The organism is Rhodothalassium salexigens DSM 2132 (genome assembly GCF_004341375.1).
GTDB classification, from domain to species: domain Bacteria; phylum Pseudomonadota; class Alphaproteobacteria; order Sphingomonadales; family Rhodothalassiaceae; genus Rhodothalassium; species Rhodothalassium salexigens.
This window is the reverse complement of the sequence record NZ_SLXO01000003.1, coordinates 170276-186506: the sequence shown is the minus strand read 5'-3', so window position 1 is coordinate 186506 and position 16231 is coordinate 170276. Positions and strand designations below refer to the sequence as shown.

Sequence of the window (16231 nt, the reverse complement as noted above, 5' to 3'; positions counted from 1 at the left end):
GCCGCCCTTGCCACGAGAGGCACGGGGGGCACGGGAGGAGCGGGCGCGGGATGGTTTCGGGCTTCGGGGGGCACGGCTCACGGTCGGGCTCGCTCCTCTGACGGCAACAGCACTACTCTGGCGCCCGATTTTGGCGTTTGTATGCGCGCGCGAAAAGGGGGAGGGGCGTCAAAACACTGCATATACTAAAATTAAAAAGTATCGAATATTTTCAAAACTATGTTTCGCAGAACAGGATCCAAAATTTACCACATGCCTCTTGACTAAACCGCTGATTCAACTATTAAAACACGCTATGGACAAGACATATAATCTCAATGGCAGCTTCAAACCGGCGCTAAAAAGATACGCTGACCTAGAGGGGCCGGATTTTTACCCGACCCCTGCCTGGGCAACTTATGCGCTTATTGACAACGAAAATTTTGACGGAAACATTTGGGAGTGCGCCTGCGGGAACGGAGCAATGTCGAAAGTTCTAGAGAAAACGGGCAACAACATCCAAAGCTCTGATCTTTATGATCGTGGATTTGGGGATGTGGGAGTGAATTTTCTAGATACAGATATTACCTCTGAAAACATTGTAACCAACCCTCCATATAATTCTGCGCAGGGTTTCGTTGAAAGTGGAATACGCGCATCCAAAAAAAAATTTGCGCTACTGTTAAGACTGGCTTTTCTTGAAGGCGCGCATAGACAAAAAACAATTTTTTCGAAATTCCCACCATCAAGAGTATGGGTTTTCAGCGAACGCATTACGTTTTACCCTGCTGGCGCGACCATAAAAGGCAGCGGAACAACAGCGTATGCTTGGTTTGTTTGGGATAAGGATGCGAACAAAACCACAGAACTACGGTGGTTTAAGCCAGGATACAAATCCCTATACACCTAGCTAAAGACGCTTAAGGTATTCACGTCCTTTGGCCGTAAGTTTATACCCTTGACTCGGTACACTCTCTAGCCAGCCCAGATGAATTGCATTTCCCTCAGATTCATAGTGGCACTTAATATTCCGCACAATCTGATACCACATAGGTTCACCGTTTCTTGTATCTGACCCCTCCCAGTCCTCTTGGTCTAGGCGAACAATTTCTGGCAATTTTTGGTACAGAACCGTAAACGAAGCAAAATTATCCGGCTTCTGCGCCGCGAGACGCATAACACCAATTGTGATTTCACGCTCTGAAACCGCCATAGCTTTAGATCTCCTTAAGGGAACAGCAGACTAGACATCAAATAAGCTTAACCAAGACGCATTCAAGTCGTAATTTCCATAAATATCGACGCTTGGCGGCGCGGGCCGGCGCGCCTATGGTGGCCCGGTCCATCGTCGTGCGAGTATGCGAGGTAAGCCCATGTCCGACCCCTCGGGTCTGCCGGTCGACGCGGTCGCCGGGGTGTTCCGCCAGGCCGGCTATGACGGCGCGTCGCTCAGCCGGCTGTCGGCGGCCGCCGGGCTCAAGCGCGCCTCGCTCTATCACCATTTTCCCGGCGGCAAGGAAGAGATGGGCCACGCCGCCCTGGCGCGCGCCGACGCACGGCTGCGCCGGCTGGTGATCGAGCCGTTGAGCGGCCCGGCGCCGGGCGACCAGCGCCTGGCCGCCATGCTTGCCGGGGTGCGCGCCTTCTATGCCCAGGAACCCGCCGGCTGCCTGATCAACGCCCTGTCCATGGGCGAAGGCCAGCGCCTGTTCGGCCCCGCGCTCGCCCAAACGGCGGCGGCGTGGCGCGACGGCATCGCGCGCGCCTATGCCGACATGGGCGCCGCCCCCGCCGACGCCATACGCCGGGCGACCAGCTTGCTGGCCGAGATCCAGGGCCGGCTGATCCTGCAACGGCTGTTCGGCGAGGATATGCTGGGCGACCTTGGCGCCCTGGGCTGAGCGCGGCACCGTCGCGGCGGCCGCCGCCGCTGCTGTCCTGCCGGCCAATCGCGCCCAAGGGTCCCGCCGCGCTACAGGAAGACGATGGCGAGGGCGGCGGTGGCGGCCAGGGTGAAGGCGGCGCCGATGATCATCACCAGGCCGTCGCGGCCCAGGATCGCGAGCCCGAACACGGTGATCGCCAGGCCGGGCACGGCGACGCCGAACGGGATCAGCCCCAGGGGCACGGTGCTGGCCGCCAACAGGATGCACAGGCCGGCGGCGGCGCGCTGGCCCAACGGCCCGGCGGCCCAGGTCATGCGCCGGCCCATCAGGCCGTCGATCCGTTCGGCCAGCCGGTGCACCCAAACGGGCACCGGCTGCAAGCGACCGCGCCGGACGCTCAACTGGCGCAGCCGCCGGGGCAGCCAGACCGTGCGCCGGCCGATCACCAACTGAACCGCCACCAGGCTGACCACCAGACCCAGCAACATGGGCACCCCCGGCAGCGCGCCGAGCGGCAACACCATGGTCAGGCCCAACAGCATGAACATGGAGCCGAAGCCCCGCTCGCCGACGCTTTCGAGGATGGTTTGCAGGGACACCGTTTCGTCGGGGTCGCCGTCGCCGATCATGTCGATCAACGCGGCCAGTTCGTCTTCCGACTGGAACTCGCTCTCGGTCATGGCCCCTGCCTTTATCCCTGGGATCGGCGCCATCGGGTCGGCGCTTGCGACCCAAATGGGCGCGCGCCGATCAGATGTCCAGATTGGCCACGTTGAGCGCGTTGTCCTGGATGAAGCTGCGCCGGTGTTCGACCACGTCGCCCATCAGCTTGGCGAACAGTTGCTCGGCCTCGTCGGCCTGGTTGACCTTGACCTGCAACAGCGACCGCGCCTCGGGGTCGAGCGTGGTCTCCCACAACTGGTCGGGGTTCATCTCGCCCAAGCCCTTGTAGCGCTGCTGCGCGATGCCCTTGCGGCCGATCTCCAACACCGCCTCGAACAAATCGGTGGGCGCCAGCACCGTGCGCACATCGTCCTTGCGGGTCAGGGTGGCGGTGCCGTCGAAGGCCGGCGCCAGGCGCTGGGCCAGCGGCGACAGCCGCCGCGCCTCGGCCGATTTGGTCAGCCCCAGGTCGATCACATGGTGGTCGGAGACGCCGCGCACGGTCTGTTCGAAATGATAGCCGCCGTCTTCGGCCGCGCGCCCCGACCAGCCGCCCTGCTCCTCGGCCTGGGCCAGCCGGTTGAGCGTCTCGGCGATCCGACCCGCCATGGCCTCGGCGGCCGCCCGGTCGGCGGCGACGGTCTCGTCCAGGCCGCCGGCGAGCGCCAGATACTCCACCAGCGTGCGGTCATAGCGCGACGGCAGGGCGTCGAGCAGGTTGCGAATGGTGCGCGCCTCGCCGACCGCGTCCTTGAGGTCCTGGCCGCTGCGCTGGGCGCCGGTGCCGTCGGTGAACACGGTGTTCTCGGTGCCGTGGTCGACCAGATAGTCGTACAAGGCGCGGTCGTCCTTCAGATAGACCTCGGACTTGCCGCGGGTGATCTTATAGAGCGGCGGCTGGGCGATGTAGAGATTGCCGCGCTCGATCAACTCGGGCATCTGCCGATAGAAGAAGGTCAGCAGAAGCGTGCGGATGTGCGCGCCGTCCACGTCGGCGTCGGTCATGATGATGATCTTGTGGTAGCGCAGCTTCTCGGCGTTGAAGTCGTCGCGGCCGATGCCGGTGCCAAGCGCGGTGATCAGCGTGCCGATTTCGTTCGACGCCAGCATGCGGTCGAAACGCGCGCGCTCCACATTGAGGATCTTGCCGCGCAGGGGCAGGATCGCCTGGAATGAGCGGTTGCGGCCCTGCTTGGCCGAACCGCCGGCGCTGTCGCCCTCGACGATGAACAGTTCCGACTTGGCCGGGTCGCGCTCCTGACAGTCGGCGAGCTTGCCGGGCAGCGACGCCACGTCGAGCGCGCCCTTGCGCCGGGTCAATTCACGCGCCTTGCGCGCCGCCTCGCGCGCCGCCGCAGCGTCCACCACCTTGGCGATCACCGCCTTGGCTTCATTGGGGTTTTCCTCGAACCAGGTGGCCAATTGCTCGTTCATCAGCGCCTCGACCGCCGGCCGGACCTCGGACGACACCAGCTTTTCCTTGGTCTGGGACGAGAATTTCGGGTCCGGCACCTTGACCGACAGCACCGCGGTCAGGCCCTCGCGCGCGTCGTCGCCGCTGATCGACACCTTGGCCTTCTTGGCCTGGCCCGACGAGCCCGCATAGGCATTGACCGCCCGGGTCAGCGCGGCACGGAAGGCCGCCAGGTGGGTGCCGCCGTCGCGTTGCGGGATGTTGTTGGTGAAGCAGAAGACGTTCTCGTGATAGCTGTCGGTCCACTCCATGGCCAATTCGACGGTGACGCCGTCGCGCTCGCCCTGGATGGTGATCGGCTCGGTGACCAGGGCGGTCTTGGTGCGGTCAATGTGACGCACGAACTCGGTGATGCCGCCCTCATAGTGCAGATTGACCTGACGCGGGTCGGCGTGGCGATGGTCTTCGAGCTGGATGTGGACGCCCGAATTGAGGAACGCCAGTTCGCGGAACCGGCGCTCCAGTTTCTCGAACTCGAAATCGACGATCTTGAAGGTCGCTTCCGACGGCTTGAAGGTCACCTGGGTGCCGGTCTTGGTGGCCGCGTCGCCGACCCGGGCCAGGTCGCCCTGGGGCTCGCCATGCTCGAAGCGCATGGTGAACTCGCCGCCGTCGCGCCAGATGCGCAGTTCCAGCCACTCGCTCAAGGCGTTGACCACCGACACGCCGACGCCGTGCAGGCCGCCCGAAACCTTGTAGCTGTTCTGGTCGAACTTACCCCCGGCGTGAAGCTGGGTCATGATCACCTGGGCCGCCGAGACGCCCTCTTCCTCGTGGATGTCCACCGGGATGCCGCGGCCATTGTCCTCGACGGTCACCGAGCCGTCGGCGTTGAGCATCACCCGGATCAGGTCGCAATGGCCGGCGAGCGATTCGTCGATCGCATTGTCGGTGACCTCGAACACCATATGGTGCAGGCCCGAGCCGTCCTCGGTGTCGCCGATATACATGCCCGGGCGCTTGCGCACCGCCTCCAGCCCCTTGAGCACCTTGATGGAATCGGCGCCATAGCTGTCGGTTTGCGGCGCTGCGCCGGGCTGGGTGTCGTCGCTCATTGCGTCCTCGTCTCGGTTATGGGTGGCGGGGCGGTCCCGGCCGGCCGGTGGGTCACCCGGCCGCCAGTATATGCCCCTCGGCCACCTCGAAAAACTGTGCCGTGCCGTCGAGTGCTGCGAACAGCGCCCGGTCGGTGCCGGTGGCCCAGACCTGGCCGCCCAGCCGCCGCAAGGCGTCGAACAGCGCCGCACGACGGGCGCCGTCCAGATGGGCGGCGATCTCGTCCAACAACACCAATGGCGCCTGGCCGCGCCGCTCGGCGGTCAACCGCGCCTGGGCGAGCACCAGGCCGACCAACAGCGCCTTTTGCTCGCCCGTCGAACACAGCCGCGCCGGCATGGCCTTGGGCGCGTGGTCGACCAGCAGGTCGCTGCGCTGCGGCCCGCAGCCGGTGCGCCCGGTGCGCGCATCCTCGGCCCGCGCCGCCTTGAGCCGGGCGCGGAAGGCGTCCGCCGCGGCGGCGGGCTCGGCGCCGGCGGCGAGCGCCGCCTCGATCGTCCCCGCGAGCGCCAGGCGCGCCTTGGGAAACGCCGTCTCGGGCCCGGCCTCGACGGTGGCGGCCAGGCGGCGCACCGCGTCGAGGCGGGCAGCGGCCACCGCCACGCCGTGTTCGGCCATGCGGCCTTCGAGCGCGCGCAGCCAACCGGGGTCGGCGCCCAGATAGCCGCGCTCGGCGAGCAGCGTCTGGCGTTCGCGCTGGGCGGTCTCATAAGCGCCCAGCGCGCGGGCATGGCCGGGCGCCACCTGGCCCACCAGCCGGTCGAGAAAGCGCCGGCGCACCCCGGCCGCGTCGGTGAACAGGCCGTCCATGGCCGGGGTCAGCCAGACCAGGCACAGCCGCTCGTCGAACGCGGCCGGACCGCTGGCCTCGGTGCCGTCGATCCGGCAGCGGCGCCGCAACCGGCTGCCATCGGCGCCGCTCCGTTCGCCCTCATCCGCGCCGCCGTCGCCGCCGTCGCCGCCGCCATCGGTGTCAGCGTCGGCGTCAGCGTCGGCGTCCAGCGCGCCCGCCGGCCCCTTGGCCCTGGCTTGCGCAGCCGCCGCCGCAGTATCGATGCCGGTGCCCAGGTCGACCGGGCCATCGGCCGCCACCAGCCGCGCCGCCACCGACCATCCCCCCGCACCGCCATGGCGCGCCGGCTCCACCAGCCGCGCCCGGCGCAGACCGCGCCCCGGGCTCAGGAACGACAGCGCTTCGAGCACATTGGTCTTGCCGGCGCCATTGGGACCGGTGAGCACCACCGGCCGCGCCGGGTCGGCCACCAGGTCCAGGTCGAGGGTCGCATAGCAGCGAAAATCGCTCAGCCGCAGTCGCGCCACCGCCGGCCCCGGCAACGCCGCCATGGACGAGCGAGACGCGGCGGCCGTACCGGCCGTGCCGGTCATCTCGGTCCCGCCGGTCGTCGCCGTCATCTCGGTCGTGCCGGCCGCCGCCACGGGCGCCGCCGCACGGGCCGGCTTTGCCGTGGGCGCCGGGCCAAACTGATCCGGACCAGACTGATCCGGGCCAATCTGGCCCAAGCCGGCCTGACCCGATCTGGCCTGACCCGCGCCAGTCTGCCCCGAGCCGGTGTCGCCGCGCTGGCTGGTCACCCGGGTCACACCCGCATCGGCATCAGAACGTAGAGGGCGGCCTGGTCGGCTTCGTCGGTGACCACGGTGGGCGCGTCGGGGCTGGCCAGCCGGGCGGCCACGGTGTCGCCTTCCACCTGGCCAAGGATATCGAGAAGATAGCGCGAATTGAAGCCGATATCCATGGCCTCGGCCTGATAGGCGGCGGCCAGTTCCTCGGTCGCGGTGCCGTTTTCCGGGCTGGTCACCGACAGGGTGATGCTGTCGTCGCCGAGCGACAGCTTGACCGCCCGCGACTTGTCGGTGGAAATCGTCGACACCCGGTCGACCGCATTGGCGAACGCCCGGCAGTCGAGCGACAGCTCCTTCTCGTTGCCCTTGGGGATGACCCGCGAATAGTCGGGGAAGGTGCCGTCGATCAGCTTGGAGGTGACCACCGCCTGGCCGAAGCCGAAGCGGATCTTGGTATCCGACAACGCCACCTCCACATCGCCCTCGAACTCGTCGATCAGCTTGCGGATCTCGCCCACGGTCTTGCGCGGCACGATGACGCCCGGCATCTCGGCGGCGCCTTCGGGCACCACGGTGTCGGCCTGGGCGAGCCGGTGGCCGTCGGTGGCCACGGCGCGCAGCACCGGGCCGTCCGCACCCTGGGCCACATGCAGATAGATGCCGTTGAGATAATAGCGCGTCTCTTCGGTCGAGATGGCGAAGCGGGTCTTGTCGATCAGGCGCTTCAATTCGACCGCCGGCAGGGCGAAATTGTGCGGCAGGTCGCCGTCGGTCATCGACGGGAAGTCGTCGCGCGGCAGGCAGGCGAGCTTGAAGCTGGAGCGCCCGGCCTCGATGGTCAGGCGCTGATTGTCGTCGAGCGACAGCGACACCTCGGCGCCATCGGGCAACTTGCGCACGATGTCATAGAGGGTGTGCGCCGGCACCGTGGTGGCGCCGGGCTCGATGCCGTGGGCCTCGGTCGCCTCGACGATGGCCAGGTCCAGGTCGGTGGCGGTCAGCGACAGCCGGCCGTCGGCCGCGTCGAGCAGCACGTTGGACAGAATCGGGATGGTGTTGCGTCGTTCGACCACCGAGTGCACGTGGCCGAGGGACTTGAGAAGGGACGACCGTTCGATGGTGAGCTTCATGCCGGGTGCTTTGTTCTCGTTGTGAAACGCCGCCGGTGCGATGGTCCTGCAACGGGCCCTCGACTGGCGTCCCTGGCGGCCACCGGTCGGGGACCCCTGGACGGCACCATCAAGACGGGCCCGGCGGGACGCCTGCCCACCGCCGGCTGCGGGCCGCCAAACCTAGAGGACTGAAACGGTCAAGGCAAGGCAGGCGAGCAGCACTGCGCGCCAGGGTAGAACGAGCGTCGCGTGGCTTTTGGACGAGGCCACCGACACGCCCGCCGACAAGACCACGGATGCGGGCGCCTCAGCCCATCAGGGCGCGGGTCAGGCGGTTGATATCGTCTTCGATGGCGCTGTCGGTCTGGCGCAGATTCTCGATCGTCTTGACCGCGTGCATGACCGTGGTGTGGTCGCGGCCGGCGAATTTGCGGCCGATCTCGGGCAGCGACCGGCTGGTCAACTGCTTCGACAGATACATGGCCACCTGGCGCGGCCGGGCGATGGTGCGCGCGCGGCGCTGCGACAGCATCTCGGTCAGGCGCAGATTGTAATAGTCGGCGACCGCCTTCTGGATGTCCTCGATCGACACCTTGCGGTCGTTGGCGCGCAGCAGATCCTGCAACACCTCGCGCGCCATGTCGCGGCTGACCGGCCGGCCGACCAGCTCGGCATAGGCCAGCACCCGGTTGAACGCGCCTTCAAGCTCGCGCACGTTGGACGTGATCCGATAGGCCAGGAAATCCAGCACATCGTCGGGGAAGGTGACGTGGGCGGCCTTTTCCGCCTTCGATTGCAGGATGCCCAGGCGCAGTTCGTAGTCGGTCGGGTGAATGTCGGCGACCAGGCCCCAGCCGAGGCGCGAAATGATCCGCTCCTCGATCCCTTCGAGGTCGGTGGGCGAGCGGTCGGCGGAGATCACCACCTGCCGGCGGTTGTCGACCAGGGCGTTGAAGGTGTGGAAGAATTCTTCCTGGGTGCGGTCCTTGTGGGCGATGAACTGCACGTCGTCGATCATCAGCAGGTCGATCTTCTGGAACTGCTCCTTGAAGCGCACCGAATCCTGGTGGCGCATGGCGTGGATGAACTGCAGCATGAAGCGCTCGGCCGACAGGTACATGACCCGCTTTTCGGGCGAGCGCTGGCGCACCGCCCAGGCGATGGCATGCATCAGGTGGGTCTTGCCCAGGCCGACGCCGCCGTGAAGAAACAGCGGGTTGAACGGCACCTCGCCGGCGTCGGCGACCCGGCTGGCGGCGGCATAGGCCAGCTCGTTGGACTTGCCGACCACGAACCGGTCGAAGGTGTAGCGCGGTTCGAGCACCGCCTCGCCGGCGCCGGTCGACGGCCCGGCCTGGCGCGCCACCGAGGCCGCCGCCTGCCCTACGCTGGCCGGGCCGCTGCGCGCCGGCGCGGCGGATGCCGCCGACGCGGCACCGGCTTGGGGGTGGGCCGGCGCTGGCGTTGGCGCCGGGGGTGGGGCGTGAGGCGCGGCGGCGGCCGCTGGTCGCCCGGCGGCCAGATCGAGCCGGACGCGGGCCACCTTGAAGCCGGCATAATTGAGCGCGCTGCGCAGCCGGTCACCGAAATTGTCGCGCAGCCAGTCGCGATTGAACCGGGTCGACACGTGCAACACCGCCGTGTCGCCCTCGATGCCGGCGAATTCGAGCGTCTCAAACCAGCTTTTGAACACGTCCTCGCCGACCTCGCGGCGCAGATAGGCGCACGCATTCTGCCAGGCGGGCGCCGACACAGCCCCGCCCGGTTGCCGGGCCCGGCTCTGCTGCCGCGGGTCGTCGTGCGCCACCTCTGCCCGTTCCTCCATGTCGTTGTCCCCCGACCGCCTGACCTGATCCGACATCGCCGCCTGCACCGCCTAGACCGCGCGCCCCGCCACGAGGCACGGTTCTGCCGACACCTCAGGCGACGACAAAAGCCACAACAAAACCCGCCGCCGGCAGGACCGGCATGCCCCACTTCAATAAGAAGAGGATGATTTGACTAAAGAAACCCGAAGAAGACGGGCGGTCGCGAGCGTATTAATGATTGGGAAAAGCTAAAATCCAAATCACTAATCTCCCCAGCTCCACTTGCACACGGCCCATCTGCACGTGGGCCATGACAGTATCGTGGCCCGCGAGCCCCCGCAAGACCCCTCGCGGAAAGAATCCGCTGGACTCAAGAAATGGTGGACGGACGGCACAAACCCCCAAAATCTGCGCGACGCAGGGTGCCGGGCGCCCCCCGGCGCCGGGCGCCCGAAAACGCAAACGCCCGCACCCCCGGCAAGCGGGAGCGCGGGTGTCAAAAACGGGTCTGTGGAGGCGACTCAGGCCAGCCGAAACCGGCGGACCGGCTGCTTTACTACGCCGGCACCATGTCGCGCACGCGCCGGGCCAGGCGCGACACCTTCCGCGACGCGGTATTCTTGTGCATCACACCCTTGGACACGCCGGTCATGATTTCCGGCTGGGCTTCGCGCAGGGCGGTTTCGGCCGACGCCTTGTCGCCCGAGGCGATGGCGGTTTCCACCTGCTTGACGAAGGTGCGAATCCGGCTCATCCGCGCGTGATTGCGCTGGCGACGGATTTCATTCTGGCGCACGCGCTTGCGTGCCTGGGGCGTATTCGCCATGGGGTCTGTTCCTCATTTACCTGACTGACGCCCGCACGGGACAAGCGGGCCGAGGCCGGCCGCACGCAGCCGGCCGCGCCTGTGCAAAAAGAAGCCGTGTCTCTATCATCGGCCGAGACGCCGGTCAACCGCCCTCAAAGGGCCGTTGGGCGCCGCCGGCCGCCGGCTTCAGCGATTCTTGAACTGCGGCGACCGCTTTTCGACGAACGCCGCCATGCCTTCCTTCTGGTCCTCGGTGGCGAACAGCGAGTGGAACACCCGACGCTCGAACCGGATGCCCTCGGCCAGCGTGGTCTCATAGGCCCGATCGACCGATTCCTTGGCCAGCATCACCGCCGGGCGCGACAGTTCAGCGATGGTCTCGGCGGTCTTCAGGGCCTCGTCGAGCAATTCCTCGGTGGGGACGACTCGCGCCACCAAACCGGCGCGTTCGGCCTCCTCGGCGTCGATGCGCCGGCCGGTCAGCACCATGTCCATGGCCTTGGCCTTGCCGACCGCGCGGGTCAGGCGCTGGGTGCCGCCGGCGCCCGGGATCACCCCGAGCTTGATTTCCGGCTGGCCGAACTTGGCGTTTTCGGCCGCGATGATGATATCGCACATCATCGCCAGCTCGCAGCCGCCGCCGAGCGCATAGCCCGCCACCGCAGCGATCAACGGCTTGCGCGTGCGCGACGCCTCTTCCCAATTGGCGGTGATGAAGTCCGCCATGAACACGTCCATGTAGGACTTGGACGCCATCTCCTTGATGTCCGCCCCGGCGGCGAACGCCTTCTGGCTGCCGGTGATGATGGTGCAGCCGATCTCGTCGTCGGCCTCGATGGCGCGCAACGCATGGGTCAGTTCGGTCATCATCTGCGCGTTGAGCGCATTATAGGCGTCCGGGCGGTTGAGGGTGACGATGGCCACCGCGTCGCGCTTCTCGAACACCAGGGTTTCGTAAGACATAAGGCCTCTCCCGACCGTTCATTCGCTGGTCCGGCGCGCCTTGGGCGGCCGGCCGCCCAAGGCTTGGGGCATGAGCGGCCACCGGCCGGCCGGAGCCGCCGTGACAGCGGCCTTCCATATCGCCGCCTCCCCGCGATTTAAACCCATTTTCGCTCCAACCCCGGCGCCGCGACCCCGAACGCCGCCGCAAATGCGCCGCTGCCGGCGCCCCGACGGCGGCTTACCCGGACGGCCGACGGCGCCGAAATGGGCGCCCCAGCGCCGGCAACGCGCCCCCATGCCCAAGGGGGCCAAGCCATGCTCAGCCGTCGCAGGGCTGGACCGAGACCACCAGACGCGTCACGCCCTCGGCCCGATCGATATCGAGCGTCAGACACTGGCCGTCGCGGGCGTAGCGGTCGGCCCCGGCGCGCTGCCAGCCGAGCGTCGGCAGGGTGCGCCGGTAGAACCGCCGCACCGCGTCGGCGCCCGGCTCGCCGACCAGGGTGGCGGCCAGGATCGCGCCCTCGGGCGTGTCGAAGACCAGCCGCGCGTCGGCGGCCTCGGCCAGCCCGGGCATCCGCGGCACGTCGGGCAGGCCGGCCACGAACGCCGTCGCCTCGGCGGCCGGCGGCGGCGCGGTCCCGGCCGCCGCAGTCGCGGCCGACGACCAGGAAAGGACGAGACAAAGGCATAGGGTGCGGGTCAGTGTTGGCATCGCGGGCAATAGAAGCTCGATCGGTTGGACTGGACGATACGCTGGACCGTGGCGCCGCAGCCGTCAACGCGGCAGGGCTCACCGGCCCGGCCATAAACATCGAACCGATGCTGGAAATAGCCCAACTCGCCATTGATGCGGACGAAGTCGCGCAGGCTCGACCCGCCGCTGGCGATCGCGTCTTCGAGCACCGCGCGGATGGCGCCATGAAGCCGGCGCACCCGCGCCGCCGCCACATTGCCCGCCCGCCGACGCGGCGAGATACCGGCACGAAACAGCGCCTCGCACACATAGATATTGCCGAGCCCGGCGACCAGCCGCTGGTCGAGCAACGCCGCCTTCATGGGCGCGCGCCGGCCGGCGAGCCCGGCGGCCAGCGCCGCGACGGTGAAGTCGGGGCCGAGGGGCTCGGGCCCCAATCCGGCGATCAGGCGGTGGGCGGGCAGGTCCGCAGGCGCCACCAGATCGGCCATGCCGAAGCGGCGCGGGTCGTGGAACAGAAGCCGGGTACCGTCGTCGGTGTCGAACAGCAGATGATCGTGGCGGCCGGGCGGCGGCACCTGGTTGTGCGGGCCGCTGACGAACCGGCCCGACATGCCCAGATGGACCAGCAGCACCGGACCGCCTTCGGTGCGGATCAACAGATACTTCGAGCGCCGGTCGATGGCGGCGACGCGGCACCCGGTCAGGCGCTCGGCGAAATCGGCGGGCAAGGGAAAGCGCAGGTCGGGCCGGCGCGCCTCGACGCGGACCAGTCGCCGGCCGGTCAGAAGCGGCATCAAGCCGCGCCGCACGGTTTCAACTTCGGGGAGTTCGGGCATGGCAAGTCCGGCTTCGTTGGGCTAGGGTCGCGGCCCGATCCAAGGAAATCGCACAATGACGCAGACCAAAGACCCAGGCCAGACCATCGATTTCGGCTTCCGCACCGTGGCCCGCACCGAAAAGCAGGGCTTGGTGCGCAATGTCTTCGATTCGGTCGCCGGCCGCTACGACTTGATGAACGACTTGATGTCGGCGGGCACCCACCGGTTGTGGAAAGATTCGCTGATCCACACCCTGCGCCCGCACGCCCACGAAACCTTCCTGGACGTGGCCGGCGGCACCGGCGACATCGCCTTTCGCATCGCCAATGCCGCCCCCGGCGCCCAGATCACCGTGTCCGACATCAACGAAGCGATGTTGGCCGAGGGCCGGCGGCGCGCCGACAAGCGCGGGCTCGACCTGGACTGGGTGACCGCCAATGCCGAGACGCTGCCGTTTCCCGACGCCAGCTTCAACGCCTATACCATCGCCTTCGGCATCCGCAACGTCACCGACCGGATGGCCGCCCTGCGCGAAGCCCGGCGCGTGCTCAAGCCCGGCGGGCGCTTCTTGTGCCTGGAATTCTCGCAGCTGGCGATCAAGCCGCTCGACCGGCTTTACGAGCGCTATTCCTTCGCGGTGATCCCGCGCATCGGCCAGATGATCGCCGGCGACCGGGAGAGCTACCAGTATCTGGTCGAATCGATCCGCCAGTTCCCCGGCCCCGACCAGTTCGCCGGCATGATGCGCGACGCCGGCTTCGCCCATGCGCGCTACCGGCGCATGACCGGCGGGGTGGTGGCGCTGCATTCCGGCCGCAAGCTTTAACGAGGGAGCCGCGCCGACGATGCTCGCCGCCCTGCGCCACGCCGCCCGCTTCGCCCGTGTCCTGTGGGTGCTCAAGCGCCACGGCGCCTGGTTCGCCGTTCGCCGCTTAGGGCCCCTGCCTTGGCCCGCGCGCCTGTTGGTGTCGCTCGCCGCCCTGCCGGCCCCCGGCCGCGACGACGAGGCCGACGAGGGCAAGCGCCTGGTCGCCGCGCTCCACGCGCTCGGGCCGGCCTATGTGAAACTGGGCCAGACCCTGGCGACCCGGCCCGACATCGTCGGCCCCGGCCTGGCGGTGGAGTTGGGCGCCCTGCAGGACCGGCTGCCGCCGTTCTCGGGCGAGGCGGCGCGCAAGGTGATCGAAGAGGATCTGGGCCAGCCGGTGGACAGCCTGTTCCCGCGCTTCGACGACCGCGCGGTGGCCGCCGCGTCGATCGCCCAGGTCCACAAGGCGCGCACCGCCGACGGCCGCGACGTGGCGGTCAAAGTGGCGCGGCCGGGCATCCGCACGCAATTCGCCCGCGACCTGGACGCCTTCGCCTGGGCCGCCAAATGGGCCGAGCGGCTGAGCCCCGAGGCGCGCCGGCTGCGCGCCACCGACGTGGTCGAGACCCTGCGCGAAGGCGTCGAGCGCGAGTTGGACCTGCGCCTCGAAGCCGCCGCGGCGTCGGAACTGCGCGAGACCATGCTCGGCGAACCGCACTATCGGGTGCCCGAGATCGATTGGCACCGCACCGCCCGCCGGGTGATGACCATGGAGTGGATCGACGGCACGCCGCTGTCGGACATGGCGACCCTCGACGCCCGCGGCCATGACCGCCACGCGCTGGCCGAACGGGTGGTGCAGATCTTCCTCAAGCAGGCGATGCGCGACGGCTATTTCCACGCCGACCTGCACCAGGGCAATTTCCTGGTCGAAGCCGACGGCACGCTGGTGGCGCTCGATTTCGGCATCATGGGCCGGCTCGACCGCGAGTCGGCGCTTTATCTGGCCGAGATCCTGTGGGCGTTCCAGGAGCGCGACTACATGCGCGCGGCCAAGAGCCACTTCAAGGCCGGCTATGTGCCCGGCGACCGCTCGGTGGCCGATTTCGCCATGGCCCTGCGCGCCATCGCCGAACCGGTGCACGACCGACCGGTGGAAGAAATCTCCGCCGGCGACATGCTGGCGCAACTGTTCGCCACCACCGCCGCGTTCGACATGGAGACCCAGCCGCAACTGCTGATGCTCCAGCGCAGCATGGTGATGGTCGAGGGCCTGGCCTCGACGCTCGACCCGCGGGTCAATCTGTGGGCGTCGAGCCGGCCGGTGATCGAAAGCTGGATCCGCGATCAATACGGGCTTGAAGCCCAGGCCGCCGACACGCTGATCGAGGCCGGGCGCTCGATCGGCCGCCTGCCCGACCTGGCGCGCGCCGGCGCCCGGCTGCTCGAACGCGCCGAGCGCGACGGCCTGCCCATCGACCCGCGCAGTCTGGCAGCCCTCAAGGGCCCCGACCGCCCGCATCCGATGACCGCCGGGGTGATCGGCGCCCTGGTCGGCGCGCTCATCGTGCTGTTGCTGAGCTGACCAAGACCCGCGCGACGGCGCGGGCGGGCCGGCCACGTCTCCACCCGCGCTGCCGCTACAGCCCCACCAAGGCCCCGGCCGGCCGCACCCCCTCGTCATGGCGAGCGCCAGCGAAGCCATCCAACCGACGATGCCAACACGCACCGACCAGGGCGGCGGTCTCCCCGCCGCCGCCGGCGCATACCCGGCGACACCAGGGCCCGGGGCGAGCGACCATGGATGGCGTCGCTGGCGCTCGCCATGACGGGGCGGGTGTCGCCCCGACGCGGCCTATGGCGCCATTGCCGGGCTGGACCGACCGACAGCCGGTCAGACGATGGCGGCCTCGGTGGCGGCGCGGATGTCCGCTTCCCGCACCTCGGGCGCGCATTCGACGATCTTCAGGCCGCCCTCGACCACGTCGAGCACGCCCAGATTGGTCACGATGCGGTCGACCACGCCGGTGCCGGTGAGCGGCAGGGTGCACCGCTTCAGCAGCTTGGGCTCGCCGGCCTTGTTGGTGTGGTCCATGACCACCACCACGCGCTTGACGCCGGCCACCAGGTCCATAGCGCCGCCCATGCCCTTGACCATCTTGCCCGGGATCATCCAGTTGGCGATGTCGCCATTCTCGGCCACTTCCATGGCGCCGAGGATCGACAGGTCGATGTGGCCGCCGCGGATCATCGCGAAGCTGTCGGCCGACGAGAAATAGCTCGACCGCTTGATCTGGGTGATCGTCTGCTTGCCCGCATTGATCAGGTCGGGGTCGACCTCGGCCTCGGTGGGAAACGGTCCCATGCCGAGCATACCGTTTTCGGACTGCAGGGTCACATCCTTGTCGGCGGGGATGTAATTGGCCACCAGGGTCGGAATGCCGATGCCGAGATTGACGTAGAAGCCGTCTTCCAGTTCCTCGGCCGCGCGCGCGGCCATCTGTTCGCGTGTCCAGGGCATTGGGTCCCTCCATCTCGACGCCCGAACGGGCGCCCTCAGCCTCTCGATCGGGGTGCGGGCTCGGCGCCC

Annotated in this window: 15 protein-coding genes; 4 read left to right on the top strand and 11 right to left on the bottom strand. The window is 67.9% G+C overall.

The genetic code is table 11. The annotated features are described in order from the left end of the window. The first annotated feature begins 130 nt into the window (after positions 1-130). Complete coding sequence (locus EV659_RS05440; protein ID WP_200287426.1) at positions 131-889, top strand: hypothetical protein; 759 nt, start codon at positions 131-133, stop codon at positions 887-889. Here EV659_RS05440 and EV659_RS05435 read toward each other — a convergent pair whose 3' ends face one another. Then, complete coding sequence (locus EV659_RS05435; RefSeq protein WP_132707846.1) at positions 890-1192, bottom strand: hypothetical protein; 303 nt, start codon at positions 1190-1192, stop codon at positions 890-892. A gap of 160 nt (positions 1193-1352) precedes the next feature. Between EV659_RS05435 and EV659_RS05430 the strand changes: the two genes are divergently transcribed. Then, positions 1353-1880, top strand: coding sequence for a TetR/AcrR family transcriptional regulator (locus EV659_RS05430; RefSeq protein WP_165878743.1), 528 nt, complete (start codon positions 1353-1355; stop codon positions 1878-1880). Between the two features lie 71 nt (positions 1881-1951). Here the strand turns inward: EV659_RS05430 and EV659_RS05425 are convergent, their stop codons facing one another. The 9 genes from EV659_RS05425 to mutM all read right to left on the bottom strand — a co-directional run bounded on the left by EV659_RS05425 (position 1952) and on the right by mutM (position 12851). Beyond that, entirely contained in the window at positions 1952-2545 is a 594-nt protein-coding gene (locus EV659_RS05425) for an exopolysaccharide biosynthesis protein (RefSeq protein ID WP_165878742.1), read from the bottom strand. A gap of 70 nt (positions 2546-2615) precedes the next feature. Further along, positions 2616-5057, bottom strand: a complete 2442-nt coding sequence (gyrB, locus tag EV659_RS05420) for a DNA topoisomerase (ATP-hydrolyzing) subunit B (protein ID WP_132707843.1) — start codon at positions 5055-5057, stop codon at positions 2616-2618. A 52-nt stretch (positions 5058-5109) separates the two neighbouring features. Further along, the gene (locus EV659_RS05415) at positions 5110-6471 is read right to left on the bottom strand and encodes a DNA replication/repair protein RecF (protein WP_200287424.1); all 1362 of its coding nucleotides are present in this window, start codon (positions 6469-6471) and stop codon (positions 5110-5112) included. A 185-nt stretch (positions 6472-6656) separates the two neighbouring features. Beyond that, on the bottom strand, positions 6657-7772 hold the full coding sequence (dnaN, locus tag EV659_RS05410) for a DNA polymerase III subunit beta (RefSeq protein ID WP_132707842.1): 1116 nt from the start codon (positions 7770-7772) through the stop codon (positions 6657-6659). Between the two features lie 289 nt (positions 7773-8061). Beyond that, positions 8062-9579 carry a chromosomal replication initiator protein DnaA gene (dnaA, locus tag EV659_RS05405; RefSeq protein WP_132707841.1) on the bottom strand — a complete coding sequence of 506 codons (1518 nt, stop codon included), beginning with the start codon at positions 9577-9579 and terminating at the stop codon, positions 8062-8064. 539 nt (positions 9580-10118) lie between these two features. Continuing rightward, entirely contained in the window at positions 10119-10388 is a 270-nt protein-coding gene (gene rpsT, locus EV659_RS05400) for a 30S ribosomal protein S20 (RefSeq protein ID WP_132707840.1), read from the bottom strand. 168 nt (positions 10389-10556) lie between these two features. After that, complete coding sequence (locus EV659_RS05395; RefSeq protein ID WP_132707839.1) at positions 10557-11333, bottom strand: enoyl-CoA hydratase; 777 nt, start codon at positions 11331-11333, stop codon at positions 10557-10559. Positions 11334-11634: 301 nt separating this feature from the next. Then, on the bottom strand, positions 11635-11919 hold the full coding sequence (locus tag EV659_RS05390; RefSeq protein ID WP_132707838.1) for a hypothetical protein: 285 nt from the start codon (positions 11917-11919) through the stop codon (positions 11635-11637). Between the two features lie 98 nt (positions 11920-12017). After that, entirely contained in the window at positions 12018-12851 is an 834-nt protein-coding gene (gene mutM, locus EV659_RS05385) for a bifunctional DNA-formamidopyrimidine glycosylase/DNA-(apurinic or apyrimidinic site) lyase (RefSeq protein WP_132707837.1), read from the bottom strand. A gap of 55 nt (positions 12852-12906) precedes the next feature. Between mutM and ubiE the strand changes: the two genes are divergently transcribed. Both ubiE and ubiB read left to right on the top strand, forming a co-directional pair. Next, a complete protein-coding gene (ubiE, locus tag EV659_RS05380) occupies positions 12907-13659 on the top strand; it encodes a bifunctional demethylmenaquinone methyltransferase/2-methoxy-6-polyprenyl-1,4-benzoquinol methylase UbiE (protein WP_132707836.1) in 753 nt (250 codons plus the stop codon). Between the two features lie 19 nt (positions 13660-13678). Then, positions 13679-15226 carry a 2-polyprenylphenol 6-hydroxylase gene (gene ubiB / locus EV659_RS05375; RefSeq protein ID WP_132707835.1) on the top strand — a complete coding sequence of 516 codons (1548 nt, stop codon included), beginning with the start codon at positions 13679-13681 and terminating at the stop codon, positions 15224-15226. A 309-nt stretch (positions 15227-15535) separates the two neighbouring features. On the opposite strand, the gene EV659_RS05370 is transcribed toward ubiB, so the two are convergent. Then, positions 15536-16162 (bottom strand): 3-oxoacid CoA-transferase subunit B, encoded by a 627-nt coding sequence (locus EV659_RS05370; RefSeq protein WP_132707834.1) that lies wholly within the window; start codon positions 16160-16162, stop codon positions 15536-15538. Positions 16163-16231 lie beyond the last annotated feature (69 nt).

Coding starts and splice junctions, on each gene's coding strand:
- EV659_RS05435 (WP_132707846.1), bottom strand. CDS start 1,192: ATGGCGGTTTCAGAGCGTGAAATCACAATTGGTGTTATGCGTCTCGCG.
- EV659_RS05430 (WP_165878743.1), top strand. CDS start 1,353: ATGTCCGACCCCTCGGGTCTGCCGGTCGACGCGGTCGCCGGGGTGTTC.
- EV659_RS05425 (WP_165878742.1), bottom strand. CDS start 2,545: ATGACCGAGAGCGAGTTCCAGTCGGAAGACGAACTGGCCGCGTTGATC.
- gyrB (WP_132707843.1), bottom strand. CDS start 5,057: ATGAGCGACGACACCCAGCCCGGCGCAGCGCCGCAAACCGACAGCTAT.
- EV659_RS05415 (WP_200287424.1), bottom strand. CDS start 6,471: ATGACGGCGACGACCGGCGGGACCGAGATGACCGGCACGGCCGGTACG.
- dnaN (WP_132707842.1), bottom strand. CDS start 7,772: ATGAAGCTCACCATCGAACGGTCGTCCCTTCTCAAGTCCCTCGGCCAC.
- dnaA (WP_132707841.1), bottom strand. CDS start 9,579: ATGGAGGAACGGGCAGAGGTGGCGCACGACGACCCGCGGCAGCAGAGC.
- rpsT (WP_132707840.1), bottom strand. CDS start 10,388: ATGGCGAATACGCCCCAGGCACGCAAGCGCGTGCGCCAGAATGAAATC.
- EV659_RS05395 (WP_132707839.1), bottom strand. CDS start 11,333: ATGTCTTACGAAACCCTGGTGTTCGAGAAGCGCGACGCGGTGGCCATC.
- mutM (WP_132707837.1), bottom strand. CDS start 12,851: ATGCCCGAACTCCCCGAAGTTGAAACCGTGCGGCGCGGCTTGATGCCG.
- ubiE (WP_132707836.1), top strand. CDS start 12,907: ATGACGCAGACCAAAGACCCAGGCCAGACCATCGATTTCGGCTTCCGC.
- ubiB (WP_132707835.1), top strand. CDS start 13,679: ATGCTCGCCGCCCTGCGCCACGCCGCCCGCTTCGCCCGTGTCCTGTGG.
- EV659_RS05370 (WP_132707834.1), bottom strand. CDS start 16,162: ATGCCCTGGACACGCGAACAGATGGCCGCGCGCGCGGCCGAGGAACTG.